Raw genomic sequence first — 26,845 nt, 5'->3', positions numbered from 1 at the left:
TTTGATCTTTTATGCGTAGGACAGGGACTTTTCTTCCAGCAACTCCTGATACAGCTCCGTCCATTTACGGCCCATTTCATCCGCCGTGAACAACCGCCGATATCGTGCTTCTGCCTTCTCGCCCATTTGCGCCGCAAGCACCGGATTGTCCCAGAGTGTGCGCATGGCTTCGCGGAGCGCCTGTGGATTGCTCGGCGGCACCACCAGCCCGGTTTCGTTGTGGATATTGATGTAGCTGGTGCCGGTGCCGATCTCGCTGGAGATCATCGGCTTGCCGTACATCGCGCCTTCGAGCAACGAGATGCCGAACGCTTCGGAACGCAGGTGCGAGGGAAATACGATGGAGTAGCTCAATTGCAGCAGGGCGACCTTGTCTTCGTCACCCAAACGGCCAAGGAAGTGAATATTGCGCAACCCCAGCGCCATGGCTTGGGCGTGCAGCTCCAGTTCCAGTGGTCCGGCGCCGACGATCACCACTGGGTAATCCACGTCTTTCAAGGCCTCAAGCAAGATATGCAGGCCTTTGTAATAACGCATCACACCGACGAACAGGAAAAACTTGTCACCCAGCTTCTGTCGCCATTTGTCCATGCGTTCGCGTTCAGCCTGTGGATAACCTGCCTTGTTGAGGCCGTAGGGGATAATCTGGGTCTTGTGCTGGAACTGCTGCAACACGTCGCTGGTGTGCAGGTAGTTGGGCGAGGCAACGACGATACGGTCGGCGCTGGCGAGGAAGCGGTTCATCAAGGGCCGATAGAGTTTAAGCAGATATTTCTGGCGAATGATGTCGGAGTGGTAAGTAACCACAGTGGGTTTATCTGACTGGCCGGCGAAGTGCACCAGGTCCATGAAAGGCCATGGAAAGTGGTAATTGACGACATCGGCTTCGGCGGCCATCTCGCGAAACTGTTTGAACACGCTCCAGGAAAATCCGGTGGAGGCGAACTGGATGTCGAGTTTGGCCCGGTGCACTTCGTGCTGTCCGAGTTGCACCACGGGGGGAAACGGGTCGGCGCTGAGGGTCAGCACCTGGCCTTCAATGCCGTGTTGGGCGCCGCTTTCGCATAACTGGAAGATGACTTGTTCGATACCACCCATTGAATCGGGCAGGTACGTCTTGAAAAAATGAAGAACTCGCATTCAACCTCCCAATGCCTGGCGGTAAGCGTGCGCTGTGATTTTCGCGCAACGTTCCCAGGAAAAAAGCTTCGCTTGTTGTAGTCCCGCTTCTCGGCATTCCTGCCAATGCGTGTTGTCGTCAATCAAACGGCTCATGGCATCGCGCAGGCCGTGCGGGTCGTCAGATCTAATGTAGTTACCCGCGCTGCCCGCCACTTCCGGCATCGCCGAATGTCGGGTCACAATCACCGGCGTGCCGCTGGCCATGGCTTCCAGAATCGGCAGACCGAAGCCTTCATATAGCGATGGAAAAACCAGCGCCCGTGCTCCGGCCAATAGTTGCGCCACGTCCTCGTCCGGCAAATAACCCAGCAGGCACACATGACCGCAGGCCAGGGACTGAAGCAGTTCCTCATTGAACTGCTCACGCTGCCAGCCGGCCATACCGACGATCAATAACGGAAACTGCTGGCGTTGCGTGGGTGACAGCAGGGCATGGGCGCGCAGGGCCAGTGTCAGGTTCTTGCGGGGTTCCAGCGTGCCGACGCACAGAAAGTATTCCCGCGCCGTAACCCCGTGGGCCTTGAGCACAGCATCGACAGCTTCGTCTTCGCGTGGATGAAAGCGTGCGGCCACCCCCAGCGGAGCGACGACAAAACGTTCGGCTGGCAGTGCGAAATAGTCCTGGGCCTCGTCAGCGACAGCTTGTGAGTCAGTCAGAATCAGTCGCGCCTGCTGCACCCCGTCCGCCAGTCGCCGCTCGATTTCCCGCATTCGTGCCGGCGGTTGCGTCTCGGGATAATGCAGGTGTGTCAGGTCATGCAGGGTGATCACTGTCGGGCCGTCGAATGACAGCGGCCACAGACTGGGTTCGTGATACAGGTCGATGCCTTGGGAGCGGCCCTGATCGAAGCGCTTCTGCGTCAGCCAGCGCCGTGCTTGATAGGCGCCGGGAATTTGCCGCAGCAATGGCGTGAGTCGCGAGTAACCAGGCATGGCGGCGCCGGGTAATGAAGAACTCCAGCCCCAGCCGTGGAACAGCGATAACTCGACGTCCGGCTCACAGGCCAGGGCATTCACCAGCTCGGCGACGTAATGGCCAATGCCGGTGCGCGGCGCCTGGAGGATGTGTGCGTTAAGGGCAATCTGCATGTTGCCTCTCTTGCACGACCGGCGCTGGTTGCAGATTGCGCAGCGTGCGTTCGGCCAGTTGCGCACTGGCTTCGCGCCAGCCGATCCAGCGCCAGTCCTTCACGTCACGGCTGGCGGGGAATAGGCCACTGCGTTCAAAATTGCCGACCAGATCGGCCAGGCTTTGCGGTGTGTTCAGATCGAAGTAGGCCATGAACTCGCCGCCGATTTCGCGGAACACCGCAATGTCGCTGCCCATCGCCGGCAAGCCACGCTGCATGGCTTCCACCAGCGGCAGGCCGAAGCCCTCGACGTGTGAGGGGAACACCAGCACGCTGGCGTTGGAATAGGCGTGTTCGAGGCTGGTGTCGCTCAGGTCATTGAACATGAACAGCTGTTTGTTCAGTTGCGGATGCGCACGGACTCGGGCGAGCAGGGCCTCGCACTTCCAGCCGATACGTCCGGCGATGCAGAGCCTGGCCCTGGAGCCTGCGGCCCAGGCCCGTTCGAAGGCGTCCAGCAGGTAGCCGTGGTTTTTCCGGGGCTCGATGGTGCTGACCATCAGGAACACCGGCTCGGTGGTTTCGAATAATCGTGCGAGGCGCGGTTCTACCGCTGCGCTGGCTTCGCTCAGGTCCAGTTCAGAGCCGAGATGAAAATAGTCGAACCACCGTTCCTCGGTTTTGACCGGGCCGAGGCGGCGCTCAATTTCCTCTCGCACCTGATCCCGCACCGTTGCGGAAATCGCCACATAGCCATCAGCGGTATTGACGATCCAGTCGAACCAATCATTGAAAACCTGCGCCAGCCGTGTGTCGTAAAACTGCGGGTGGGTCACGGGAATCAGGTCATAGATCACCGAGACGATGCCCACGCCTTCGCGCTTGAGCTGTTCGGCGGCCGGGAAAAAATCGGCGTGCCAGGAGGAGTCGAGCAGCACCAGTTGGTCCCCAGGCTGGTGCTGCAACGGCGTGCAGCGCTTGGGTAACTGGTATTGATTGACCTGATCGATCAGGCGCAGCGGCACGCTGAAACAGGCCAGCGCGGTGAAGCGGTAGGCGACGTACAGACAGCGTCGGACCCAGCGTGACGTGCAGCGTTTATCGAGACGCTGGTGCCATTGCCAGAAACGATGGGCCAGCCGTTGCAGGCGACCTGCGAAGGTCATCAATGTGTCGAAAAACGGGATGTTCAACGGCCCCAGTTGCAGTACACGGTGCAGCTTGCCCTTGAGCATCACCACCGGTATGCATTCAACCCCGTCCACGCTGGGCGGCAATTGGTTGACGACGTTGCGCACGACTCGCTGGATGCCCGAGTTGACTTTCGGGTGCAGGAATACGTGGGTGCACTCCACCAAAAGACGGGTCATGGCGAATGCTCCTCAACAGTCGAGCCGACGCGGGTGATGGTGGTTTTCGCTGCCAGCCACGAGCAGCCGACAAAGTCTTCCTGCCGGTTGTTGATGACGTGGAACACCAGGCCGTAGTCGCGCCATTCGAAGTTGCGGTCCAGATGCGAGTCCAGCCGCGACAGGCTCAGAGACACGGAGTAGTTGCCTTTGCCCAAGCCCATGATGAAGGCAAAGCGGTAGGTGAATCGTTCGCCTGCCTGCAGGTCGGTCAGGGCCATTTGCTGGCGATGGGTGTTGATGCCGTACATCATCTGACCCAGGCGGTCCTTGAGGATGAAACCGAGCACCAGCCGTTCGATGTCCTGACGGACTTCGACCTGCACTTCCAGCACTACTGGCTGGCCGACTTCGGCAGCGTCGATGGAGCGATCATTTTCGTCCAGCAGACGCACGCTGAGAATGCCGGCTTCACCGGTGCCGGAAACGGTTTGCACTTCGCCACCCGCGAGCATTTCCTGGCGTACGATCTGGCCTTCACGTTCGGCCATCAGGGCGTTGTAATAGTCCAGGACCGCTTCGGGTGTGCCATGCATGGCCATGCGGCCGTCCTTGAGCAGGATCGCCGAATCGCAAATCGACTGGATCGCCGAGCGGTCGTGGGACACGATCAGCAGGGTGGTGCCAGCTTTGCGGAAGCTGCGAATGCGTTCGAAGCTTTTGTGCTGGAAATAGGCATCGCCCACGGAGAGCGCCTCGTCGACGATCAGAATATCCGGACGCCGGGCAGTGGCGACGCTGAAGGCCAGGCGCATCTGCATACCGCTGGAATACGTGCGGACCGGGTGGTCGATGGCTTCGCCGATTTCCGCGAAATGTTCGATATCCGGCATCAGCGCTTCGATCTCGCTGACCTGCATGCCTAGCAGTTGGCCGGCCATGAATGCGTTCTGGCGGCCGGTAAAGTCCGGGTGAAAGCCCATGCCCAGTTCCAGCAAGGCAGCCACGCGGCCCTCAAGTTCGATCTTGCCACTCGTTGGCTGGGTGGTGCCGGTAATCATCTTCAGCAAGGTGCTTTTACCGGCACCATTGGCGCCGACGATGCCCACCGCTTCGCCGGGCGCTATCTCGAATTCGACGTCTTGCAGCACCCAGTGCTGACGGTGGCGAATGGGGGAAAACGGGATCAGCCACTCGGCCAGTCGGCTCCAGCGGGTCGGGTATTGTTTGTAGGCCTTGCTCAGGCCGGTTACGCGAATATGCCCCATCAGAGTTCATCCACCATTTCGCCGACTCGCTGGCGAAACAACCGCAGCCCGATCAGACAGAACACCAGGGCGCTGATGAAAATCGGCAACAGCGAACTCCATACCGGCCATTGGCCGTAAACGAACAGGTTCTGATAGCTGGTGATCAGGTTGGTCAGGGGATTGAGTTGCAGCAGACGTTGCACCCACTCCGGCAGGATGCTCATCGGGTACACGATCGGCGTCAGCCAGAACCAGAATTGCAGGCAGATGCCGAAGAGCTGGCCGACATCGCGGAAGAACACGTTCAACACGCCGAGAATCATCCCCAACCCGGCGCAGAACATCATTTGCAACGCTATCAGTGGAATCAGCGCCAGCAGTACAGTGCCGGGCCAGCGTCCGGTGATCAGCAGAAACCCCAGGAACAGACCGATGATGATCGCGAAGTTGATGCTGGCGTTGATCAGCACGATCACTGGCAGGCAGATCCTCGGGAAGCTGATTTTCTTCAGCAGGTTGGCGTTTTCCAGAAACATGTTCTGGCTGCGCAATGTGATTTCGGTAAACAGCCCCCAGGCCAGCAGACCGGCGCACAGATAAACGCTGTAGGCCATGCTGTCGTCTACCCCTGGCAGGCGGGCGCGCATGATGTGGGAAAAAATCACGGTGTAGACGATGATCATCGACAGCGGATTGAGCACGGGCCACAAGGCCCCGAACAGTGAATTGCGATACCGCGCTTGAAACTCTCGCTGCACGCTACCGAGGATGAAGCCGCGATAGTTGTGCAACGAGCGGTACAGAGAAAGCAGCATTCAAACCGTCCTGCCGTAATGGTCTTCGAAACGGACGATGTCGTCCTCTCCCAGGTATTCGCCGCTTTGCACTTCAATGATCACCAGGTCGATCACGCCGGGGTTTTCCAGGCGATGCTTGTGCCCGGCGGCAATGAATGTCGATTCGTTCTTGGCCACCAGATGCGTGCCGGTGCCGTTGTTGGTGACCTTGGCCATGCCTTCGACCACTACCCAGTGTTCATTACGGTGGTGGTGCATTTGCAGTGACAATTTGCCGCCGGGCTTGACCACGATGCGCTTGATCTTGAAGCGTGGGCCTTCCTCCAGCACGGTGTAAGTGCCCCAGGGGCGACTGACAGTACGGTGCAGACGATAGGCTTCGTGCTGTTTGTCCTTGAGCTGTTTGGCCACCCGCCTTACATCCTGGGTGCGGTCGGCATGGGCCACCAGCACGGCGTCGGCCGTATCGATGATGATCAGGTTATCCACACCGACGGTGGCGATCAGCCGGTCTTCGCTCTGGACGAAGTTGTGGTGGCTGTCGATGAATACCGCTTCACCGCTGGCGCGGTTATGTTGTGCATCTGCGGGCACCAGTGCCGCGACGGCCCCCCAGGAGCCAATGTCGCTCCAGTCAAAACCGGCAGGCACCACGACCACTTTGTCTGAGCGTTCCATCAGGGCGTAGTCGATGGAGATGTCGGTGATCCCGGCAAACAGCACCGGGCACAGTTCCTGTTGCAGGCAACCACCGGTTTCCACGGGCGCACTGACCGCCATGCAGGCGCGGGTCTGTTCCAGCAACTCGGCGGCGTGAAGCTGCAATTGCGCCAGCACGGTTCCCACCGAGAAGCAGAACATGCCCGAGTTCCACAGGAAGTTGCCGCTTTCCAGATAATGCGTAGCGGTTTGCAAATCCGGTTTTTCGACGAATCGCTGCACCCTGGCGGCGCCCTTGTCATCCAGTGGAGCGCCGGTTTCGATATAGCCAAAGCCGGTTTCCGGAGCGGTCGGCAGCACACCGAAGGTCACCAGAAAACCGTCTTTGGCCAGCGCCACGGCGTGTTCGACTGCGCTTTGCAACGCCGCCACGTTGACGATCAGATGGTCGGCGGGCATCACCACCATGATCGCTTCGTCGCCATGCAGGGCTTGCAGGGAGAGGGCCGCCGCAGCGATGGCCGGGGCGGTATTGCGCCCCGTAGGCTCCAGCAGAAAGTGCCCGCGATGGCGACTCAGCTGGGCGTCCTGATAGTGATCCTTGCTCTGGAAGTAGTAGTCGCGGTTGGTCACGGTGACGATATCGCCCCACCCATCGAGCAGGCCGGCCGCACGCCGGTAGGTCTTGCCCAGCAACGACTGCCCGTCGGGCAGGGTCATGAACGGCTTGGGGTGGCCTTCACGGGACACCGGCCACAAGCGAGTACCGGCACCGCCGGACAGAATCACTGGAATGAGCATGACCTACTCCTTGGCGACGCGTTTCATGTCCGCGTCCATCATCATGCGGATCAAGGTATCCAGATCGGTTTTCGGCTTCCAGCCCAGCACACGCCGAGCCTTGGCCGGGTTGCCAAGCAGCACCTCGACTTCGGCCGGGCGGAAAAACGCCGGGTCGATCTTCACGAAGTCGCGGTAGTTCAGGTCAACGTGTTCGAAGGCGATCCGGCACATCTCGCGCACGGTGGTGGTCACGCCAGTGGCGACCACAAAGTCATCAGGCTTGTCCTGTTGCAGCATCAGCCACATGGCTTCGACGTAGTCGCCGGCAAACCCCCAGTCGCGCTTGGCATCGATGTTGCCCAGGCGCAGCTCCTGTTGTTTGCCCTGTTTGATCCGCGCGGCAGCGTCGGTGACCTTGCGGGTCACGAACTCGATGCCGCGCAGTGGCGATTCATGGTTGAACAGAATCCCGCTGCTGGCGTGCAGGTTGAAGCTCTCACGGTAGTTCACGGTGATCCAGTGACCGTAGAGCTTGGCCACGCCGTAGGGGCTGCGCGGGTAAAACGGCGTGTTCTCGTCTTGTCGCTCGGCTTGAATCAGGCCAAACATTTCACTGGTGGACGCTTGATAAAAGCGGGTGTGCGGGCTGAATTGGCGGATCGCTTCGAGCAAGTGGGTCACGCCCAGGCCGTCGACGATGCCGGTGGTCACCGGTTGATCCCAGGAGGCGGCGACAAAGCTCTGTGCCGCCAGGTTGTAGACCTCGTCCGGCGCCGACTTGATCACCGCGCGCTGCACCGAACAGGCATCGGCCATGTCGCCGTCCAGGTAGACGATATCGGCCTCGACCCCCATCTCACGCAGGCGCCAGCGTGAATCGCTGCTGCGGCGCGCCACCAGACCGTGGACCTTATAACCCTTGTCGAGCAGCAGTTTGGCCAGATAAGCGCCGTCCTGGCCGGTGATCCCTGTGATCAATGCACTTTTTGTCATTCTTGTCGTACTCGAGTCTCCCAGTCGGACAGGATCGCCCGCAGGGATTGTTGTGTTGTGATTTCAGGCGTCCATCCTGTGGTCTGGGCAAGCCTTTCGTGACTGCCACAAACGCGACGCTGATCCGCACGACGAAGTCGCGCCGGATCCTGAATCAATTGCATGTCGACCTGGGCGAGGTCCCCCAGTTGTTCAATCAGACTGCGGATCGTTTGCTCGTGCCCCGAGCAAATGTTGTAAACCTGCCCGGGCGTGCCTTTTTCCAGCAGCGCCAGATAGGCCGAAACCACGTCGCCCACATCAAGGAAATCGCGGCTGACATCAATGTCGCCGACTTCCAGTCGTGGTGCTTGCAGGCCTTGCTTGATGCGGTTGATCTGGCGCGCGGCGCTGGCGATCACGAAGCTGTCTTTTTGCCCGGTGCCGATATGATTGAACGGTCGGGCAACCAATACTGGCCAGCCCTCGCTCAGGCCCCATTGCAGGCTGAGGAATTCTGCCGACAGCTTGCTCACGGCATACGGATTGCGCGGGCAGGGCGGTTGCAGTTCGGTAATGGGCAGATCGGCTTCGGTGACCTGGCCGTAGACGTCGCCGGAACTGACATACAAAAAAGTGCCGGTGAAGCCGCGGGCCTTGAGGGACTGAAGCAAATTCAGGGTGCCGAGCAGGTTGATGTTCAGGGTGCGTGCAGGGTCGCGGAACGCTTCGGGCACGAAGGTCTGGCCGGCCAGGTGAATCACCGCGTCAGGCATTTCGGGCCACAGGCCTTCAAGGCTGTCCGGCAGGGCGAGATCGTAACGAGAGGCGACAGGCAGCAGCTCCCATTCCGAAGCATCAGCATTCAGACGGGATTGGAGGTGTTGTCCTACGAATCCACTAAGACCCGTAACGAACAGACGCTTTTTCAAACAGCAGCCCCTTGGTCATAAACTTCTGCCATTTCCCCACAGGCTTTTCGAGCGTGTCTGTCAGACCGATTAATTATCAGCAGGAAAGCAGGCGAAGTCGTTGTTGTAGTTATTTGGTTGCCAATCTGTGCCAATTGCGCAGCAATTTCAACAGGTCCCACCGTGACCGGTCAGTTCTCGTCAGCTTAGCTTGATTTATTCTCGCCGGGCGGTTCACGAATCCTCGACGGATGTGTTTAGAATGCCCCTCGTCACGATTACCCAGGGTTCGGCCGGGGTGTTTTGTAACCCCGCGAAACTGACCATTAAAACAAGAACGTAGACGGGCAAGAAGACGATGGAGGAGCACGACAGACGTCGACTCGAACCATGGCTTTGCCGTCATAGAGTGGAGCCGCCGGGACGGTGGTTTCATCGTGGGATGCCATGAATTTCATTCTTTACTCGGACGTTAACGACAGCTCCATCAGCCAGAGCCTTGGCCGCCCGGAATACAGCTATTACTTCGTGCTCAAGGCCTATCGCCCGGTGCTTGAAAGCCTTGGGCGGGTGCATGTGGTGGCTGCTACCGCCGAGGTTGATCCTCTTTATCGGCAATTGCACGCCGCTGGCGAAGACTGCCTGTTCCTGTCCTTCACGCCGCCGCAGAAAACCCCCGATGATCTTGAGTGCCCGACGATCTGCGTGGTGGCGTGGGAGTTTGATTCAATCCCCAACGAACAGCGTGACGACGACCCGAGGCAAGACTGGACACAAATGCTGGCGCGCCAAGGGCGTGTCATCACGCTTTCCAGCCACACTGCCCGAGCGATTCGCCGGGCCATGGGCGAAGCATTTCCGGTGTTGGTATTGCCCACTCCGTTGTGGGAAAACTTCGCCGACATTCGTAGCCGCCACACCAGCGCCCCGATCAATCCGGGCTCGACCCTGGACATCAAGGGCTGCATTTTCGACAGCCGCCTGCTCGGGCTATCTGCCGATGACTTGCTGCCCAAGCCGCTGATGGCCGAGCAACTGGCCGAGATCGAGGCGCTGCGCCCGCCACCGCTGACACTCAAACGCCGCTTCGTGATTGCCAGGCATTACCTGCGGATGTGGGCGCTGGATCTGGGCAAGACGCAACCGGAGCCGGTGCATCGCACGCATTTTTTGAAGCTGTGGTATTGGGAAGGGGTTCACGATCTGTTTTCAGAGGCGGCTCGTGAGCGATTGGCCGGTTACCTGCCAGCCATCGCCAGCCCGTTGCCGGTGGTAGTGCCCGAACCCGTGCCGCTGGATCTGCCGGACACTACAGCCCGGGTGGAAACACAGGTTGACGGCGTGGTCTACGTCACCGTGTTCAACCCCCTTGATGGTCGCAAGAACTGGCATCGACTGATCAGCGCTTTCTGCTGGGCCTTTCGCGAAACCGCCGACGCCACGCTGATACTGAAGATTACCCAGAGCGATCTGTCCTCCTACTACACCGAATTGATGACCTTGCTGGCGCAGCTGTCGCCGTTCGCCTGTCGCGTGGTAGTGATGCACGGCTATCTCGACGACCCGCAATACGCCCGGCTCTACGAAGCCGCCAGCTTTTACGTCAACGCGTCCCGTTGCGAGGGCCTGTGCCTGCCATTGATGGAGTTCATGGCCAGCGGCAAACCGGTGATCGCGCCGAATCACACGGCGATGGAAGACTATATCGACGAGGACGTAGCGTTCGTGGTCAAGTCCAGCGAAGAGCTGACCATCTGGCCTCAGGACACCCGCATCATCTACCGCACCCTGCGTTATCGCCCGGACTGGGGCTCATTGAAAGCCGCTTACGAAAACAGTTACCGCATGGCCAAGGAGCGACCGCAGGACTATCAACGTATGTCCCGCGCCGCCATCGAGCGCATGCACGACTACTGCGCGTTCGCCCCGGTGCAACAACGGTTGTCGGACTTTTTCGGGCTGGCGCCACAGGCCCCGATGCCTGTCGCCGTGACGGATAACGCCTCATGCTGATCATCGTTCATTCGCAAACCAACCAGCGCAACATCGCGCAGAATCTCGGGCGTTCGGAGTACAGCTATTACTTCGTGCTCAAGGAATACCGGCCGGTGCTGGAGCGGCTGGGACGGGTGATGGAAGTCAGTGATCCGCAGACTGAAGTGGATGCCCTGTACCAGGATTGCCTGTCCCGTGGCGAAGACTGTGTGTTCCTGTCGTTCTCGCCGCCCCATCACACCCCTGTGCATTTTTCCTGCCCGACCCTGCCGGTGTTTGCCTGGGAATTCAGCACCATCCCCAACGAGCCATTTGCCGGCGAGCCACGCAATGACTGGCGGACCGTATTGCGTGCATCGGGTGCGGCGATCACTCATTCCAGCTACACCGTCAACGCCGTGCGCGAGGCCATGGGCGCGGACTACCCGATTGTCGCAGTGCCGGCACCGGTGTGGGACCGCTTCGCCGCCCGTGGCGCGCAGTTGCAGCGCCAGCCGCTGGCCAACCAGGTGAAATTGAAGATCAAGGGCGTGCTGGCGGACAGTCGTCAGCTCGACCTCCAGGCGTTCGGCCCTGCGCATCTGCGCACCGAGGGCGGCATCGATTTCGAAGCCCCGCCCAGCGAACATGAGTTGGTGCTCGACGGCGTGATCTACACCTCGGTGTTCAACCCCAGCGACGGGCGCAAGAACTGGGAAGACATGCTCAGCGCGTTCTGCGTGACGTTTCGCGACGTCGAAGACGCCACGCTGGTGTTCAAGCTGACGCACCACGATGCCGAAGAAGCCCTGACCGATATTCTTCATCACCTGTACAAAAACCAGTCCTACCGCTGCCGCATCGTACTGATTTACGGCTATTTGGCGGATGCGGATTACGAGCGTCTGGTGCAAGCCACCCGTTACGTGGTGAACACCGCCTACGGTGAAGGCCAATGCCTGCCGCTGATGGAGTTCATGTCCTGCGGCAAACCGGCGGTGGCGCCGCGCACCACGGCGATGATCGATTATCTGGACGACGACAACGCGTTCATTATCGACACCACAGACGAACTGACCGCCTGGCCCCACGACCCACGCAAGGCCTTCCGCACCTTGCGTTACGTCACCAACTGGACGTCGCTATGCGCGGCCTATCGCTCCAGCTACGAGGTGGCGAAAGATGATCCTCAGCGCTATGCGCAGATGTCCGCCCACGCGGTGGCGAGTCTTGAAAGGTTCTGCAGTCAGGCCACAACCGAACAGCGCTTGAAGGTATTTTTCGCCCAGCTGTTCGAAACCAGCGTCGAGCCAGCCTTGGAATCTCCCCAGGTATGAGCACTAAACGAATCATGGACATCGAGCTGCTGCGCGGCATTGCGGTGCTGGGCGTGCTGTTCCATCACCTGCAAGGCAGCCTGTTCACCGATACCGTACCGTTGCTGGAAAAAATCCACGGCTGGGGACAACCCTGGTGGGGGGTCGATCTGTTTTTCGCCATCTCCGGGTTTGTCATTGCCCGCAGTCTGATACCGGCGTTGCAAGGGTGCAGCACCCGTCAGCAATACTGGCAGCAGACCCGCAACTTCTGGCTGAGGCGGGTCTTTCGTTTGCTGCCGTCGGCGTGGTTATGGCTGGCGCTGATGCTGCTCGCCTGCGTGTTTATCAACCGCTCGGGGGCGTTCGGTACGTTGCACGCCAACTGGCAGGCGACCCTGGCAGGCGTGGCGCAATATGCCAATTTTCGCTTTGCCGACAGTTTCTACAACTACGAATACGGGACCAGTTTCGTCTACTGGAGCCTGTCGCTGGAGGAGCAGTTCTACCTGCTGTTTCCGCTGCTGATACTGGTTTGCCGCAAGCATCTGGTCTGGGCGTTGGTGGCGTTGGTGGCAGTGCAGCTATTCACGTTGCGCACGCCGATCCTGATGGTGGTGCGCACCGACGCGCTGGCCCTGGGTATCTTGCTGGCGATGTGGAGTGCGCAGCCATCCTACGTGCGCTGGGAGCCGACCTTTTTACGCCGGCCCTGGGCGGGCATTTCGGTTCTGCTGGTGTTGGCACTGGCGCTAAGTGTGATGGCCACTGATCGTTTCACCTTCACCAACTACCGTATTGGCGCGATTGCCGTACTCAGTGCGGTGCTGGTCTGGCTGGCGTCTTACAACCGTGATTACCTGCTGCCGGCAGGGCGGCTGAAAAGCCTGATGAGCTGGGTCGGCAGCCGCTCCTACGGTATTTATCTGATTCACATCCCGGCCTATCTGCTGGTGCGCGAGTTTACCTTTCGCTTGCAGGCCGCCCAACTGCCCAACCCGGCTGGTCACCCGATCCTGACCCTGCTGCTGGCGGGCGCGTTGATTGTGCTGTTGAGCGAGCTTAACTACCGCTTTGTCGAAATGCCCATGCGCAACCGTGGCGCCGCCCTGGTCAAACGCCTGGGCACGTCTCGCGCCGCCGTCTCATCCTCTGGAGCCACCTCATGCTGAGCCTTTTGAAGAAACTCACGGCGGGCACGCCCGCGCCCGCACAGCCGGTGACACCAGAGGTTGCTGTGGTCGACAAGGTTGATCCGTTCCAGCTCGGCTTGTTCGACGCGACGCTCAGCGGCTGGTTCAACCAGCAAACCAACGAGCTGTTTCCGGGGTTTCTGATCAGCCCTGAAGACACGGTGCTGGACGTGGGATGTGGCGACGGAGGCAACGTGCATTTCTGCGGTATGCGCGGGGCGAAGATCGTCATTGCCGACATCGACGCGGCCAAGGTCGAATCGACCCGCCAGCGCCTGGGCGATACGCCGGCTCGGGACATCGAATGCCATGTCACCGACTGCAATCCATTGCCGATCGCTGATGGCACCGCTACACGGGTGGTGTCCACCGAGGTGATTGAGCATGTCGACGATCCGGCGCAATTTCTCGCCGAGCTGGCGCGCGTCGGCAAGCCTGGCGCGTTGTATTTGCTCAGCGTGCCGCACCCCAGCTCGGAAAATCTGCAAAAGGGCATCGCCGCGCCGGAGTACTTCGAGAAGCCTAACCACATTCGCATCATCACCGAAGAGCAGTTCAAGGCGATGGTCAGCGACGCCGGCCTGGAAGTGCTCAGTCATAGTCAGTACGGGTTCTACTGGTCGATGTGGATGCTGCTGTTCTGGGAGTCCGGGGTCGATCTCGGCAACGCCGATCATCCGATGCTCAATAGCTGGGCTGAAACCTGGCAGAAGGTCCTGGATTCGCCACGCGGCGCGCAGATCAAAAGCGCACTGGATGCGGTGGTGGCCAAGAGTCAGGTGATCATTGCGCGCAAACCGCTGGCCGAATAATCCCTGGCTGACACCACCATCACTGTGGGAGCGAGCCTGCTCGCGAAGCCGGTTTTCCATCCAACATTGATGCCGGCTGACACACCGCCCTCGCGAGCAGGCTCGCTCCCACAGGGTTTTGTGTACGCTAGGGTTTGCGTTATCACGGCTCAAGGATTTCATGGTGTTTTTCATTCGGCTGTCACTGTTGTTCGCCGCTCTATTGCTCAACGGCTGTGAACAACGTCCCACGCCGCCCCTCGATCAACAACTCTATATCTGGCAACGCCAGTGGACCCCGGCCCACGAGGCCGCATTGCATGACAGCCGTGCGGATTTCTCGACCTTGCGCGTGCTGGCGCTCCAGGCTTTTCCACAGGATGGCTGGCGCCGTGCGTTGATCGACCCGGTGTTGCTCAAGCGCGATGGTCGGCCACTGATTGCGGTGATTCGCCTCGATGGTCAGCTCAAGACCCTGGATCAGGACGCGGTCATTGCGCAGGTCCAGCAAGTGCTGGGCGATTGGCAAAGGCAGGGGCTGACCCTGGCCGGCGTGGAAATCGACCATGATGCGGGCAACGCCAGATTGCCGGCCTATCGGGAGTTTCTCGGTCACCTGCGCGCCGCGCTGCCGGCGTCCTTGCCGCTGAGCATCACTGCATTGCCGGCCTGGCTCGACAGCCCCGAATTGCCGGCGTTGCTGGCTACCGTCGACAGCAGCGTGTTGCAGGTGCATGCGGTGAGCGATCCGCGTCTTGGCTTGTTCGACCCCGATCAGGCAAAAAAATGGGCCAGGGCCTGGAGTCGCGTTACGGACAAGCCGTTTTATCTGGCTTTGCCTGCCTATGGTGTGGCGCTGTTGTCGAGCACCGAGGGTGCACCGCGGGTGGAAAGCGAAGTGCCGATCGAGCAGGGCGGTGAACGCCGGGAATTGCTCGCTGATCCACAGCAATTAAGCGCCCTTGCTGGCGAATTGCGCCAGCATCCACCGGCCCATCTCGCGGGATTGATCTGGTTCCGCCTGCCCCTGCCAAACGACCGGCGTGCCTGGAGCCTGACGACATTGCGCGCTGTCGCTCGTGGCGACGCACTAAATAGTCGCTTGAGCCTGCAACTCTCCGAAGATAATGGCCTCTATGACATCAGCCTCAGCAATCAGGGCAACCTCGACAGCGCTTGGCCCGAGCGCCTGACTCTGCCAGTGCAAGGCTGCGATGGCGCCGATGCGCTGGCCGGTTACGCGTTGCAACAAAGCCCGGATCTGCTTACCTTCACTCGACTGCGAGAAGGCCGCATGGCGGCTGGCGGGCAGCGGGCCATCGGTTGGGCACGCTGTGCAAAAATTGACCAAGGAGCTTCGCATGTTGACCCGTAACTGGCCCCGCCACCTGCTCTGCCTGAGCCTCAGCCTGCCGCTGGGTTCGGCAATGGCCTGCGGGCCGGACTTCCCCATGCGCCTGCTGGACAACCGGGGTCAATCACTGGCGGAGTTGCCGGAGGGTAATTTCAACTTCGAGATCAATCGCCTCGGGCATGCCATTGCCGGACTCAAGAACGCCACGGCGGCCACTAACGTCCCGGGTGGAGGCTACGACGATGCGCCGGACTACAGCGCCCAGCGAGATCTGGTCGAGCAAGCTGGTTTAACGGCTGAGCAGCAGGCGTTGGTGAAGCAATTGCGAACCCTGACCGATGCCCATCAGGTAGAAGAGCAGGGCGCGAGCCTGCCTGCCGAACTCAGCTTGTATCTGGCCGGTGCGGCGGCATTCGCTGCCGAGGATCACGGCCTGGCCGTCGAATATTTCCGCAAGGTGCTGGCGTTACCGGCGCAGCAACGAGCGTCGCGCAGTACCTGGGCGGCTTATTCCCTGGGCCGGGCGCTGTTTGCCATGAGCGCCGAAGCCGGTGCCGGGCCTGATCAGCTGGCCCAGGCGCAAAAAGCCTTTGAGCAGACGCGCCAACTGGCCATCGACGGCTTCAGCGACCCGCTCGAACTGGGCATCGCCAGCCTCGGTGAAGAGGCGCGCGTGGTTCGCACGGCGGGTGACTGGAACCGCGCCATTGAACTGTATGCCACGCAGAATCTGCATGGCTCGGCGGTGGGTTATTCCTCGCTCAAGCAATTGATGGGTGAATTGGCGGCGCTGCCGGAAGATCAACTGGCCATATTGCTCAAGGGCCACGCGGTACAGCAACTGGTCACGGCCTCGTTGATCAGTCGTCAGGGTTGGTTATTCACTGAACAACCGCCCAACGAACAGAAACTGCTCAAAGCGCTGCAAAGCAGCACCCAGGGCACTCTGGAAAACGCTGATCGACTGGCCGCGGTGAATTATCAACAGGGCGATTACGCCAGCGCCAAGACATTCCTCGAACATGCCGGCGACGGCGGCCTGGCCTGGTGGCTGCGGGCCAAACTGGCACTGCGCGAGGGCGATAAAACAGCCGCCGCGGCCGCGTATGCGAAAGCGGCGCAGGCGTTCCCGCAGAACGAATCATGGGGTGAACGCCGGACTCAGGACTGGGACTTCGAAACCTTGCAGCCCAAGTGCCGGGTCGAGGGCGAGAGCGCGATCCTGGCCCTGCAACGCGGCGATTACCTGCAAGCCTTCGATCAGCTGTATCGCAGCAAAGGCGTCTACTGGCTGGACGCCGCGACCGTTGCTGAACGGGTACTGACACTCGATGAACTCAAGCACTACGTCGATACACAAGTGCCGGCACCGCCGCCGCTGACTCAGCAGCAGCGCGACAATTACGTCCCACTGCCGGTCGCCGCGAGCCTGCGTGACCTGCTCGGTCGGCGTTTGCTGCGCGAAGGGCGTTATGACGAGGCGCCGGCGTATTTCGATAATGAAGATCTGCAAAACAAGGCCCGGTTTTATGGGCAGATGCGCCACGACGCCGAATCCAACTGGTGGCCGACCAACCGGGCGTTTGCCTATTACCAGGCCGCCGCGTTGGCCCGCCATGACGGGATGGAGTTGTTGGGCTACGAGATGTCCCCGGATTACGCGACGTTTGGCGGTAACTACAGCCTGGAAACGCCGGAGTTGAAGGTCGGACCCTTGATGGCCGAGGGCGAAGTGCAGCGTCAGCAGGCCACCGTGGCGCAGCCGGATGAGCGTTTCCATTACCGTTACATCGCCACGAGCCTGGCGAGCAAGGCTGCGGATCATTTGCCCCGCAGCAGTCAGGCGTTTGCTGCCGTGCTGTGCAAGGCTTCCACCTGGGGCACCAGCCTGGAAGAACAGAGCGGGTTCTATCGTCGTTATGTCGAACAGGGTCCGTATGTGGTCTGGGCCGGTGACTTCGGGCATCAATGCCAGGATCCGGACTTCCCCAACGCCGACAAGCGCTACGTGACCCAGGCGGTGGACAGCGTGCGGTCGGCATTACGCCCCTACAAACGCGCATTGCAGATTGGCGGTGTGGTGGTTGTAGTGGCCGCAGCCTTGCTGCTGATCAACCGGCGCCGCCGCAAGACCTGAGTACCTGAAACCCTGTGGGAGCGAGCAAGCTCGCTCCCACAGGTTCTTCTTTCGCCTGATATAACTCATGCCTGCTGCACAAACGTCAGCCGCAACGCGAAGCCGATCAACAGGCTGCCGAACAGCCATTGCTGTACCCGCTGGGCCGAGGGACTGCGTTGCAACCAACGGCCCAGTGCGGCGCCGACCAGTGCGTAGGCGCTGTCGAACAGCAGACCGACCACCACTAGCAAAACGCCCAGCGTCGCAAACTGTGTGAGTACCGGCCCGGCCTGCGGGTCAATGAATTGCGGCAACAGCACCGAGCAGAACAGCAGCGCCTTGGGGTTGAGCAGGTTGGTCAGCAAACCCCGTCGAGCCGACGCTCGCCAGCGTGGTTTGGCCAGGGTTGCATCGCTGCCGTTGAGGTTTGGCAGCATCGTGGTGCGCAGGCACTGCACGCCAATCCACAGCAGGTAAGCGGCACCCGCCAGTCGCACCACATCGAAAGTCCAGGGCGCTGCCTTGAACAATGCCGCCAACCCCAATGCGGCGAGGGCTACGTGGCAGCCCCGGGCAACGCCCAGCCCCACCGCTGTGGCCAGCGCCGCGCCTTTGCCTTGTCTGGCGCCAGTTTGCAGCAGCAGGATCATGTCCGGGCCCGGCAGCAGATAAACCACCGCCAGCGCCATGAAAAACAGCCAGAGTCCAGCCATGTTGCACCCGTTCGTTGTCGATTTGGTTGTTGCAGTCTAGGTCTGAAGGGGAGGGCAGGTGCTTGCGTAGTTGGCGTATGACATCGCGCAAGTTGGCATAAGCTGCTACGTTTTCCCGTTATCGCCATCGGAATCTGCCAAACCATGAAACTCGACGCCTACGACCGCAAGATTCTCGCCGCCCTACAACGGGATGGTCGCCTGAGTAATGTGCAGCTCGCGGACGAAATCGGCTTGTCCGCATCACCGTGTCTGCGCCGGGTGCGGATGCTGGAGGAGGCGGGGGTGATTCGCGGTTATCAGGCCAACCTGGACCGAGACGAAGTGGGACTGGGGCTGACGGTGTTTGTCGGGGTCAAGGTCGAGCGCCACAACGATGAACGGGCCGAGGCGTTTCGTCTGGCGGTGACGGCGTTGCCCGAGGTGATTTCGGCGTTTCTGGTGTCAGGGGAATCGGATTTCCTGCTGCAAGTGGTGGTGCCGGACTTGCGCGCCTATGACCACTTTCTCACCGGACAATTGCTGAAGCTGCCGGGGGTGAGTGATATCCGCAGCAACTTTGCGATTCATACAGTGAAGACCCCAGGGGTGTTGCCGTTGGGGCATTTACCGCTGTAGACCGCGTTATCGTTCTTCGCGAGCAGGCTCGCTCCCACAGGGAAATGCATTTCAAATGTGGGAGCGAGCCTGCTCGCGAAGGCGATAGATCAATCACCGCAAATCCCTCAGGCCTTACATCTGCGTCGCCATTCCCTCCACGTTCATCGCCGCTTGGCGCAACGCCTCGGACCGGGTCGGGTGTGGATGGCAAGTCAGGGCAATGTCTTCGGCAGACGCGCTGAATTCCATCGCCACGCAATACTCGCCAATCATTTCACTGACGCACGGCCCGACCAGATGCACGCCGAGAATTTCGTCGGTGCGTTCATCGGCCAGCACTTTGGCAAAACCTTCGGTTTCGTGATTGATCTTCGCCCGGCTGTTGGCGGTGAACGGGAATTTGCCGACCTTGTACGTGCGGCCCTCAGCCTTGAGCTGTTCTTCGGTCTTGCCGACGCTGGCCAGCTCCGGCCGGGTGTAGATCACGTTGGGGATCAGGTTGTAATTCACTTCGCCAGCCTTGCCGACAATCTGTTCGATGCAGGCCATGGCTTCGTCTTCGGCCTTGTGTGCGAGCATCGGCCCGGACGTGACGTCGCCGATCACCCAGACCCCGGCCGCTTCGGTGCGATGGCCCTTGTTGGCGAGCATGCCGCGCTTGTCCGTGGTCAGCCCCACGTTTTCCAGGCCCAGGCCTTGGGTATACGGACGGCGACCGATGGCCACCAGCACATAATCGGCTTCCAGCAACTCGGCGGTGCCACCGGCAGCCGGTTCGACGCTCAGTTGCACGCCGTTCGCCGAGGTGGTGGCGCTGGTGACTTTCGAACTCAACTTGAAGCTGATGCCTTGCTTGCTCAGCGAACGTTGCAGGGTTTTTCCGGCTTCACCGTCGACACCAGGGCAGATCCGGTCGAGAAACTCGACCACCGTCACCTGAGCCCCGAGACGCCGCCAGACCGAGCCCAGTTCCAGGCCGATTACGCCGGCACCGATCACCACCAGATGCTTGGGCACCTCACTCAGGGACAACGCACCCGTCGAGTCGAGGATGCGCTTGTTATCGATCTCCACGCCGGGCAGGGGAGTGGGCTCCGACCCGGTAGCGATGATGATGTCTTTGGCGCTCAGCTCGGTTTTGGTCCCCAGGCTGTCGGTGACACTGACTTTGCCCGGGCCGTCGATGTGGCCCCAGCCCTTGATCCAGTCGACCTTGTGCTTGCGAAACAGAAACTCGATGCCTTTGGTCAGCCCGGTCACGCTTTCGTCTTTCTGTTTCATCATCTGGGCGAGATTGAGTGTCGGTTGGACCTCGATGCCCAGGTTGGCGAACTCCGCACCCATGGCCGCCTCATAGAGTTCGGAGGCGTGCAGCAGAGCCTTGGACGGCATGCAGCCGACATTCAGGCAGGTGCCGCCCAACGTGGCACGCCCTTCGACGCACGCGGCCTTCAGGCCCAGCTGGCCAGCGCGGATCGCCGCGTTGTAGCCGCCGGGGCCGCCGCCCAGAATCACGACGTCATAAGTGCTCATGGATGTACTCCTGAATTGAATGAGACCGGGGAGGGGTAAACGTAGTCCTGATGAAAAATTATGAGCGTAATATGTGCGTTTCAGGGCATTTCGGTCAAGGCTTGAGGTTGAGCGTCACTGATACAAAGATTTAGTACAAAAATTTCACCGCTCTCGTTATATCGTAACGAGTTGTATCGTGAGTAATGATAAACACTGGGGTGGTATGCAAGTCGATCTCGAAGTCGATGGAACGCAAGTAGCCGGGCTGCTGCGCTTTCAGCAGGCGGTTTTTCAGGGGCGCCGATTGCGCTTGCTCGCCATCGGCCTCAGCGCCCTGGCGGCAGTGGGGCTGTTGACGGCGTCCGTTGTTGCGTTATTTGCGGCGCACTCGCTGTGGGCCCCGCTGCTGGTCAATCAAAGCGCCGGTCTGCTGGTGCTGATAGCCGGGTTGCAATCGGCGTGGTGGGTCAGTCAATGGCGCAGCCAGGCGATGCAGCCGGACGTTGGCGAGCTGTTGCCGGTCGAGGCTGAGCCCGAAGCACCGCTTGGCTGGTACGAAAAACAGCTCGCCCGAATGGGCCAGCGCGGCACCCGGTTGCTCGGGCAGATCGGCGCGCCGACGCTCTGGCTGGCGGGTTGGGCGCTGTTGACGCTGTACAGCATCAACGAGGTCTGGAACCTCGACTTGCCGCCCGCTGCGTTGGGCTTGTCGGCCAGTGTGGGTGCGGCACTGTCCTTGCTGTTGGCGTTCGGTTTGCTGGTGCTGGAGCGTCAGCTCGCTCAGGAATCCGCCGCCCAATGGCCTGAAGCCACGTCATTGGCGCAGCTGACGCGCGTTGCGATCATCTGCCTGGTGCTTGGCGCGTTGTGCCTGCTTTTCGGCAGCGAAGCGTCTGTCTGGCCGGTGCGTCTGGCCGTGTTGATCGGTTTGCTACCGGGGCTGGTGGCCGCCGAGTTGCTGCTGCGTGCACTGTTATCGCTGTTCAGTCCACAGCGTGAACTGCTTGAGCCACCGTTGTTGGCGCGCAGTTTTGTCGCCGACATGTTGCGCTGGCCGCCACAGCCGCTGCTCGCCTTGCAGCATGAATTACATAACCGCTTCGGTATCGACCTGCGACAAATCTGGGCCTTCACTTATATGCGCCGGGCGTTTCTGCCGGTGCTGGCGGTCGTGGCGATCGTCGGTTGGGCGCTCACCGGCATTCACGAAATCCCTTTGCAAGGTCGCGGTATCTACGAGCGTTTCGGCAAGCCGGTGCAAGTTTTTGGCCCTGGTCTGCACGCCGGTTTGCCGTGGCCTCTGGGTCGGGTGCGGAGTGTCGAGAACGGCGTGGTCCACGAGTTGGCCACCAGCGTAGGCGAGGCAAGCGCCCCGGTTACAGCCGAACCTGCCGAAGGCCCGGCCCCGGCGATTGCCAATCGCTTGTGGGATGCCAGCCATGTGAACGACAAATCCCAAGTGATCGCCAGCAGCCGCGCTGACAAGCAGAGCTTCCAGATCGTCAACATGGACGTGCGCTTCGTCTATCAAATCGGTTTGAGTGACAAGGACGCGCTGGCCGCGACCTACAACAGTGCCGATGTCCCCACACTCATTCGCAGCACCGCCAGCCGGATTCTGGTGCACGACTTCGCGACGCGGACCCTCGACGGTTTGCTCGGTGAAGATCGGGTAGGGCTGGGCGAAAAAATTGGCCGTGCGGTGCAGGACGACCTGAAAAAACTCGACAGCGGCGTGGAAATTCTCGCGACGGTCGTTGAGGCGATTCATCCGCCAGCTGGCGCCGCCAACGCTTATCACGCCGTACAAGCGGCGCAGATTGGCGCGCAGGCGCTGATTTCCCGCGAGCGCGGTGCGGCGGCCGAGGCGACCAACCAGGCGCAGTTGCAGGCCAGCATCGCGCGCGATCAGGCCACCGCCAACGCCCACGAAATCAACGCCACTGCCAAAGCCGCCGACCTGAAATTCAGCGCCGAACAAAAGGCTTACGCCAGTGCCGGCCAAGCCTTCGTGCTGGAGCAATACCTCAGTCAACTCAGCCAGGGCCTGGCCAATGCCAAGCTGCTGGTAATCGATCATCGTCTGGGCGGTAGCAGCAATGCGCCGACCATAGACCTGCGTACGTTCACGCTGCCGGCAGACCCTGCGCCGTCACGTAATACCGCTCAGCCAGGAGCCGCCAAGTGAGCCAGTCCCATACCCACGATCACGATGACCACGCCGATCATGCTCACGATAGCGGCCACGGCCATGCCGGCCATCACCACCACGGTCACCATCATCACGGTGATCCGCAAGAGGCGGGCCCATTCCCTTGGCGGCGCATGGGTTGGGCTGCGTTGCTGGTGGCGTTCGCCATTGCGGCGGCGAGCCTGGTGCAGGTGCGTTCGGGGGAGGCCACGGTGATTACCCGTTTCGGTAATCCGTCGCGTGTGCTGCTCGAACCGGGTCTGGGTTGGCGCTGGCCGGCGCCGTTCGAGGCGGCGATACCGGTTGATCTGCGCCTGCGCACCACCTCCAGCGGGTTGCAGGATGTGGGCACTCGCGATGGTCTGCGCATCATCGTTCAGGCCTATGTGGCGTGGCAGGTGCAAGGCGATCCGGATCACGTACAACGCTTTATGCGCGCCGTGCAGAACCAGCCAGACGAAGCAGCACGCCAGATTCGCACCTTTGTCGGCTCGGCGCTGGAAACCACCGCGAGCAGTTTCGACCTCGCGAACCTGGTCAACACCGACGCCAATCAGGTGCACATCGCCGATTTCGAAGCGCAACTGCGTCAGCAGATCGAGCAGCAGTTGCTGGCCACTTACGGTGTGCGCGTGCTGCAAGTCGGTGTCGAGCGTCTGACCTTGCCATCGGTGACGCTCACGGCCACGGTCGATCGCATGCGCGCCGAGCGTGAAACAATCGCCACCGAACGCACGGCCATCGGTAAACGAGAAGCGGCGCAGATTCGTTCGGCAGCCGAGCGTGACGCGCGAATTGTTCAAGCGGATGCCACGGTCAAAGCGGCGGACATCGAAGCGCAATCGCGAGTTGAAGCCGCGCAAATTTACGGTCGCGCTTACGCCGGTTCACCGCAGTTGTACAACTTGCTGCGTTCACTCGACACGCTGGGCACTATCGTTTCACCGGGAACGAAGCTGATTTTGCGCACCGATGCAGCCCCGTTCCGGGTGTTGGTTGACGGTCCGCCGAGCCTCGATATCAAGTCCGGGACGCAGCCATGAGTTTGGTTCCACGTGGAACAAATGAATTGAGCAGCCCCTGGATTCAAGCCGGGCGAGTGGCTTTTCTGGCGCTGTACGCAGTGACGGTGTTGGCCGCGTTGGCTTGGGCATTCTCTAATGTGCGGCAGATTGATCCGCAAAATCGCGCCGTGGTCTTGCACTTCGGTGCACTGGATCGGATTCAGAATGCAGGTCTGTTGTTGGCCTGGCCGCGTCCGTTTGAGCAGGTGATCTTGCTGCCAGCGGCGGATCGGGTGATCGAACGCCGCGTGGAAAATCTGTTGCGCAGCGATGTCGCCATTCAAGCCGATCGGGTCGCAACCTTTGCCACCCCGCTCAGCGATGCGCTGGCAGGTTCCGGTTATTTGCTGACCGGTGATGCCGGTGTGGTGCAACTCGATGTGCGGGTGTTCTACAAAGTCACTGAGCCTTATGCGTTCGTACTGCAAGGTGAACACGTGCTGCCGGCGCTGGATCGCCTGGTGACGCGCAGCGCCGTGGCGCTCACCGCCGCGCGAGATCTGGACACCATTCTGGTGGCGCGACCCGAGCTGATCGGTGCCGACAACCAGGCCGCCGAACGCCGCGAACGCTTGCGTGGTGATCTGGTGCAGGGCATCAATCAACGCCTGGCCGAACTGACGGCAACAGGGCAGGGGCTGGGGATCGAAGTGGCGCGGGTCGACGTGCAATCGAGTTTGCCCGGCCCGGCGGTCAACGCCTTCAACGCGGTTTTGACGGCCAGTCAGCAAGCGGACAAGGCCGTGGCCAATGCCCGCACTGATGCGGAGAAACTCACTCAGGCGGCCAACGAACAAGCGGATCGTACGCTGCAAGTGGCTCATGCCCAAGCCAGTGAACGACTGGCCAAAGCCTCGACCGATACCGCCACTGTATTGAGCCTGGCCAAGGCGCAACAGCAAGGTACGGACCCGCAAATGTTGCTTCGGATCTACCGCGAACGCATGCCGAAAATTCTCGGTCAAGCCGGGTCGGTGACCACGGTCGATCCGAAAGACGATTCCCGCCTGATCATTCAGGGAGCTGCACAATGACCGCTCAAACTGCCGCTGCGCCGAGCATGTTGTCCTCGGCAGAACAACGCAGCGCCGCCCGCCAATTGACCCTGGCCATGCTTGCCTTGGGCCTGCTCGGACTGGGGCTGATCTGGCGCTGGTTGTCGCCGGAGCAGACCGGTGTCAGTCAATTGTTGCTGGGATTTGCTTCCATATTGGTGGCGGTACCGGTGATGCGTTCGGCCTGGTACAGCCTGCGTTACCCAAGCCTGCACGGCATTACCGATCAACTGATCGCCCTGGCGATGCTCGGCGCCTGGGCCACCGGGGATTTGCTGACCGCCGCCTTGCTGCCGATCATCATGATCTTCGGCCATGTGCTGGAAGAGCGCAGCGTGATCGGTTCCCAGGAGGCGATTCATGCCCTCGGCAAACTGACCCGCAGCCATGCGCGCAAGGTGCAGGCGGATGGCGCCATCGTTGAAGTCGACAACGGCACGCTCAAGGCGGGTGATCTGGTCGAGGTGCGTGCCGGTGATCGCGTACCGGCGGATGGTCGAGTGTTGTCCGGTCAGGCTAGTCTCGACACCGCGTCCATCACCGGTGAATCAGTGCCGATGGAAGTGGCGGTGGGCATGCAGGTATTTGGCGGGGCGATCAACCTTGATGGCTTGCTACGCATTGAAGTGACCCGCACCGGCAACGAGTCGACCCTCGGTAAAGTCATCGCACTGATGCAAAGCGCCGAGCGCTCGAAGCCACCGATCACGCGTTTGCTGGAGCGTTATGCCGGCAGCTACATGGTGTTGGTGTTGTTGCTGGCGGCGGTGACCTGGTTCGTCACCAACGACGCGCAGGCGATGCTTGCCGTGTTGGTCGCGGCGTGTCCGTGTGCATTGGTGTTGTCGGCACCGGCCACGGCCATTGCCGGTGTGGCCGTGGCGGCGCGGCACGGGATTCTGATTCGCAGCTCGGCGTTCCTCGAAGAGTTGGCCGACCTGACATCACTGGTGGTCGACAAGACCGGCACCCTGACCTTTGGCACCCTGCGTCTGCAATCGATCGACAGCCCGCTGCAGGATCGCAGTCACGTTCTGAAACTTGCCGCCAGTCTGGGCTCGGCCAGCAGCCACCCGGTCAGCCGTGCCTTGGCCGGGCTGGTGACTCAAGAGCATTTCCTGGTGCTGACGGATATCCACGAACGCCAGGGGCTGGGCGTGGTGGCGAACACGGAGCAGGGCGAAGCGGCGCTGGGTCGTCCGGAGTTGTTTGCGCAATTGGGCATCGAGACATCCGCGGTGCCGGAACACGACGGCCCGATTGCCGGCCTGGCACTCAACGGCGAATTTCTCGCCTGGCTGTTGCTGGCCGACACGGTAAAACCGGAAGCGCAATTTGCCTTGAGCGAACTGCGCGAACTGGGTCTGGGTCGCCAGCTGTTGCTGACGGGTGATCGCCAAAGCGTTGCGCAGACGTTGGCACGTGATGTCGGCATCAGCGATGTCGAAGCCCAGGCTTTGCCTGAAGACAAACTCAACCGGGTGCTGGCAGAAATCGGCAACGGCTTCCGGCCGATGGTGGTGGGAGACGGCATCAACGATTCACTGGCCTTGAAGGCCGGCGTGGTCGGCGTGGCCATGGGCGCGGGCGGGGCGGACATTGCCCTGGCGTCGGCGGACATCGTGCTGATCGGCAGTGATCTGCGCCGCCTCGGGACGTGTGTACGCTTGAGTCGCCAGTGCCGGCAGACCTTGCAGGTGAATGTGATCATCGGGCTGGGCTGGACGCTGGCGATTGTCGCCTTTGCCGCGTTTGGCTGGCTCGGCGCGGCGGGGGCGATGATTGCCGCGCTGCTGCATAACCTCAGTACGTTGCTGGTGCTGGGTAACGCCGGACGTTTGCTGCGGTTTCAGGAGCCGCTGCTGAAATTGAAGGAAGAAACCTGAGTTAAAACTATTAGAACTGTGCGCCCAGTTGACAGTCCTCTGTTAAGAGGGCGCACTCTGAAAACATAGAAAACGGCTATCAAATCGATAGCCTGCTATT

The 26,845-nt window shown here is 60.8% G+C and carries 21 protein-coding genes; 11 read left to right on the top strand and 10 right to left on the bottom strand.

What is annotated here, in order from left to right; translation table 11 throughout:
• Window positions 1–9: 9 nt before the first annotated feature.
• The 8 genes from POF45_RS15905 to POF45_RS15870 are packed head-to-tail and all read right to left on the bottom strand — an operon-like array spanning window position 10 to window position 8,995.
• On the bottom strand, window positions 10–1,140 hold the full coding sequence (locus tag POF45_RS15905) for a glycosyltransferase family 4 protein (RefSeq protein ID WP_282316115.1): 1,131 nt from the start codon (window positions 1,138–1,140) through the stop codon (window positions 10–12).
• Complete coding sequence (locus tag POF45_RS15900; RefSeq protein WP_259497774.1) at window positions 1,141–2,271, bottom strand: glycosyltransferase family 4 protein; 1,131 nt, start codon at window positions 2,269–2,271, stop codon at window positions 1,141–1,143.
• The gene (locus tag POF45_RS15895; protein WP_282316113.1) at window positions 2,255–3,622 is read right to left on the bottom strand and encodes a glycosyltransferase family 4 protein; all 1,368 of its coding nucleotides are present in this window, start codon (window positions 3,620–3,622) and stop codon (window positions 2,255–2,257) included. Before POF45_RS15895 ends, POF45_RS15900 begins: the two co-directional genes overlap by 17 nt.
• Window positions 3,619–4,869 (bottom strand): ABC transporter ATP-binding protein, encoded by a 1,251-nt coding sequence (locus tag POF45_RS15890; protein ID WP_259497771.1) that lies wholly within the window; start codon window positions 4,867–4,869, stop codon window positions 3,619–3,621. The genes POF45_RS15895 and POF45_RS15890 overlap by 4 nt, the downstream gene beginning before the upstream one ends.
• Window positions 4,869–5,666 carry an ABC transporter permease gene (locus POF45_RS15885; RefSeq protein ID WP_282316112.1) on the bottom strand — a complete coding sequence of 266 codons (798 nt, stop codon included), beginning with the start codon at window positions 5,664–5,666 and terminating at the stop codon, window positions 4,869–4,871. The genes POF45_RS15890 and POF45_RS15885 overlap by 1 nt, the downstream gene beginning before the upstream one ends.
• Window positions 5,667–7,109 carry a mannose-1-phosphate guanylyltransferase/mannose-6-phosphate isomerase gene (locus POF45_RS15880; protein ID WP_282316111.1) on the bottom strand — a complete coding sequence of 481 codons (1,443 nt, stop codon included), beginning with the start codon at window positions 7,107–7,109 and terminating at the stop codon, window positions 5,667–5,669. It abuts the gene before it with no gap.
• A 3-nt stretch (window positions 7,110–7,112) separates the two neighbouring features.
• The gene (gmd, locus tag POF45_RS15875) at window positions 7,113–8,084 is read right to left on the bottom strand and encodes a GDP-mannose 4,6-dehydratase (protein WP_259497766.1); all 972 of its coding nucleotides are present in this window, start codon (window positions 8,082–8,084) and stop codon (window positions 7,113–7,115) included.
• Window positions 8,081–8,995 (bottom strand): GDP-mannose 4,6-dehydratase, encoded by a 915-nt coding sequence (locus POF45_RS15870; protein WP_259497765.1) that lies wholly within the window; start codon window positions 8,993–8,995, stop codon window positions 8,081–8,083. The genes gmd and POF45_RS15870 overlap by 4 nt, the downstream gene beginning before the upstream one ends.
• Before the next feature lie 426 nt (window positions 8,996–9,421).
• On the opposite strand from POF45_RS15870, the gene POF45_RS15865 reads away from it, so the two are divergent.
• The 6 genes from POF45_RS15865 (at window position 9,422) to POF45_RS15840 (ending at window position 17,739) form a co-directional block, all read left to right on the top strand.
• The gene (locus tag POF45_RS15865) at window positions 9,422–10,987 is read left to right on the top strand and encodes a glycosyltransferase (RefSeq protein WP_282316110.1); all 1,566 of its coding nucleotides are present in this window, start codon (window positions 9,422–9,424) and stop codon (window positions 10,985–10,987) included.
• The gene (locus tag POF45_RS15860; protein WP_282316109.1) at window positions 10,981–12,285 is read left to right on the top strand and encodes a glycosyltransferase; all 1,305 of its coding nucleotides are present in this window, start codon (window positions 10,981–10,983) and stop codon (window positions 12,283–12,285) included. The genes POF45_RS15865 and POF45_RS15860 overlap by 7 nt, the downstream gene beginning before the upstream one ends.
• Window positions 12,282–13,436: an acyltransferase family protein gene (locus POF45_RS15855; protein ID WP_259497762.1), complete on the top strand. Its 1,155-nt coding sequence runs from the start codon at window positions 12,282–12,284 to the stop codon at window positions 13,434–13,436. Before POF45_RS15860 ends, POF45_RS15855 begins: the two co-directional genes overlap by 4 nt.
• On the top strand, window positions 13,430–14,269 hold the full coding sequence (locus POF45_RS15850; protein WP_259497761.1) for a class I SAM-dependent methyltransferase: 840 nt from the start codon (window positions 13,430–13,432) through the stop codon (window positions 14,267–14,269). Before POF45_RS15855 ends, POF45_RS15850 begins: the two co-directional genes overlap by 7 nt.
• A 160-nt stretch (window positions 14,270–14,429) precedes the next feature.
• Window positions 14,430–15,623: a DUF3142 domain-containing protein gene (locus tag POF45_RS15845; RefSeq protein WP_259497760.1), complete on the top strand. Its 1,194-nt coding sequence runs from the start codon at window positions 14,430–14,432 to the stop codon at window positions 15,621–15,623.
• A complete protein-coding gene (locus POF45_RS15840) occupies window positions 15,610–17,739 on the top strand; it encodes a hypothetical protein (RefSeq protein ID WP_282316108.1) in 2,130 nt (709 codons plus the stop codon). The genes POF45_RS15845 and POF45_RS15840 overlap by 14 nt, the downstream gene beginning before the upstream one ends.
• A 65-nt stretch (window positions 17,740–17,804) precedes the next feature.
• On the opposite strand, the gene POF45_RS15835 is transcribed toward POF45_RS15840, so the two are convergent.
• Complete coding sequence (locus tag POF45_RS15835; RefSeq protein WP_259497758.1) at window positions 17,805–18,434, bottom strand: LysE family translocator; 630 nt, start codon at window positions 18,432–18,434, stop codon at window positions 17,805–17,807.
• A gap of 144 nt (window positions 18,435–18,578) precedes the next feature.
• Here POF45_RS15835 and POF45_RS15830 point away from each other — a divergent pair, with 144 nt between their 5' ends.
• Window positions 18,579–19,052 carry an Lrp/AsnC family transcriptional regulator gene (locus tag POF45_RS15830; RefSeq protein WP_259497757.1) on the top strand — a complete coding sequence of 158 codons (474 nt, stop codon included), beginning with the start codon at window positions 18,579–18,581 and terminating at the stop codon, window positions 19,050–19,052.
• A gap of 114 nt (window positions 19,053–19,166) precedes the next feature.
• On the opposite strand, the gene lpdA is transcribed toward POF45_RS15830, so the two are convergent.
• The gene (lpdA, locus tag POF45_RS15825) at window positions 19,167–20,567 is read right to left on the bottom strand and encodes a dihydrolipoyl dehydrogenase (RefSeq protein ID WP_282316107.1); all 1,401 of its coding nucleotides are present in this window, start codon (window positions 20,565–20,567) and stop codon (window positions 19,167–19,169) included.
• Between the two features lie 205 nt (window positions 20,568–20,772).
• Between lpdA and hflK (POF45_RS15820) the strand changes: the two genes are divergently transcribed.
• The 4 genes from hflK (POF45_RS15820) to POF45_RS15805 are packed head-to-tail and all read left to right on the top strand — an operon-like array spanning window position 20,773 to window position 26,745.
• Window positions 20,773–22,737, top strand: coding sequence for a protease modulator HflK (gene hflK, locus POF45_RS15820; protein WP_282317434.1), 1,965 nt, complete (start codon window positions 20,773–20,775; stop codon window positions 22,735–22,737).
• The gene (gene hflC / locus POF45_RS15815) at window positions 22,734–23,783 is read left to right on the top strand and encodes a protease modulator HflC (protein ID WP_282316106.1); all 1,050 of its coding nucleotides are present in this window, start codon (window positions 22,734–22,736) and stop codon (window positions 23,781–23,783) included. The genes hflK (POF45_RS15820) and hflC overlap by 4 nt, the downstream gene beginning before the upstream one ends.
• Window positions 23,780–24,838 carry a protease modulator HflK gene (hflK, locus tag POF45_RS15810; protein WP_259497754.1) on the top strand — a complete coding sequence of 353 codons (1,059 nt, stop codon included), beginning with the start codon at window positions 23,780–23,782 and terminating at the stop codon, window positions 24,836–24,838. The genes hflC and hflK (POF45_RS15810) overlap by 4 nt, the downstream gene beginning before the upstream one ends.
• A complete protein-coding gene (locus POF45_RS15805; RefSeq protein ID WP_259497753.1) occupies window positions 24,835–26,745 on the top strand; it encodes a cation-translocating P-type ATPase in 1,911 nt (636 codons plus the stop codon). Before hflK (POF45_RS15810) ends, POF45_RS15805 begins: the two co-directional genes overlap by 4 nt.
• Window positions 26,746–26,845 lie beyond the last annotated feature (100 nt).

Source organism: Pseudomonas fungipugnans (assembly GCF_029955235.1).
Classification (GTDB): domain Bacteria; phylum Pseudomonadota; class Gammaproteobacteria; order Pseudomonadales; family Pseudomonadaceae; genus Aquipseudomonas; species Aquipseudomonas fungipugnans.
This window is presented reverse-complemented; position numbering and strand designations above follow the sequence as displayed.

Bases quoted from the DNA above. Each gene is read 5' to 3' on its own strand.
- POF45_RS15905 (WP_282316115.1), bottom strand. From the start codon at position 1,140: ATGCGAGTTCTTCATTTTTTCAAGACGTACCTGCCCGATTCAATGGGT.
- POF45_RS15900 (WP_259497774.1), bottom strand. From the start codon at position 2,271: ATGCAGATTGCCCTTAACGCACACATCCTCCAGGCGCCGCGCACCGGC.
- POF45_RS15895 (WP_282316113.1), bottom strand. From the start codon at position 3,622: ATGACCCGTCTTTTGGTGGAGTGCACCCACGTATTCCTGCACCCGAAA.
- POF45_RS15890 (WP_259497771.1), bottom strand. From the start codon at position 4,869: ATGGGGCATATTCGCGTAACCGGCCTGAGCAAGGCCTACAAACAATAC.
- POF45_RS15885 (WP_282316112.1), bottom strand. From the start codon at position 5,666: ATGCTGCTTTCTCTGTACCGCTCGTTGCACAACTATCGCGGCTTCATC.
- POF45_RS15880 (WP_282316111.1), bottom strand. From the start codon at position 7,109: ATGCTCATTCCAGTGATTCTGTCCGGCGGTGCCGGTACTCGCTTGTGG.
- gmd (WP_259497766.1), bottom strand. From the start codon at position 8,084: ATGACAAAAAGTGCATTGATCACAGGGATCACCGGCCAGGACGGCGCT.
- POF45_RS15865 (WP_282316110.1), top strand. From the start codon at position 9,422: ATGAATTTCATTCTTTACTCGGACGTTAACGACAGCTCCATCAGCCAG.
- POF45_RS15860 (WP_282316109.1), top strand. From the start codon at position 10,981: ATGCTGATCATCGTTCATTCGCAAACCAACCAGCGCAACATCGCGCAG.
- POF45_RS15855 (WP_259497762.1), top strand. From the start codon at position 12,282: ATGAGCACTAAACGAATCATGGACATCGAGCTGCTGCGCGGCATTGCG.
- POF45_RS15850 (WP_259497761.1), top strand. From the start codon at position 13,430: ATGCTGAGCCTTTTGAAGAAACTCACGGCGGGCACGCCCGCGCCCGCA.
- POF45_RS15845 (WP_259497760.1), top strand. From the start codon at position 14,430: ATGGTGTTTTTCATTCGGCTGTCACTGTTGTTCGCCGCTCTATTGCTC.
- POF45_RS15840 (WP_282316108.1), top strand. From the start codon at position 15,610: ATGTTGACCCGTAACTGGCCCCGCCACCTGCTCTGCCTGAGCCTCAGC.
- POF45_RS15835 (WP_259497758.1), bottom strand. From the start codon at position 18,434: ATGGCTGGACTCTGGCTGTTTTTCATGGCGCTGGCGGTGGTTTATCTG.
- POF45_RS15830 (WP_259497757.1), top strand. From the start codon at position 18,579: ATGAAACTCGACGCCTACGACCGCAAGATTCTCGCCGCCCTACAACGG.
- lpdA (WP_282316107.1), bottom strand. From the start codon at position 20,567: ATGAGCACTTATGACGTCGTGATTCTGGGCGGCGGCCCCGGCGGCTAC.
- hflK (WP_282317434.1), top strand. From the start codon at position 20,773: ATGCAAGTCGATCTCGAAGTCGATGGAACGCAAGTAGCCGGGCTGCTG.
- hflK (WP_259497754.1), top strand. From the start codon at position 23,780: ATGAGTTTGGTTCCACGTGGAACAAATGAATTGAGCAGCCCCTGGATT.
- POF45_RS15805 (WP_259497753.1), top strand. From the start codon at position 24,835: ATGACCGCTCAAACTGCCGCTGCGCCGAGCATGTTGTCCTCGGCAGAA.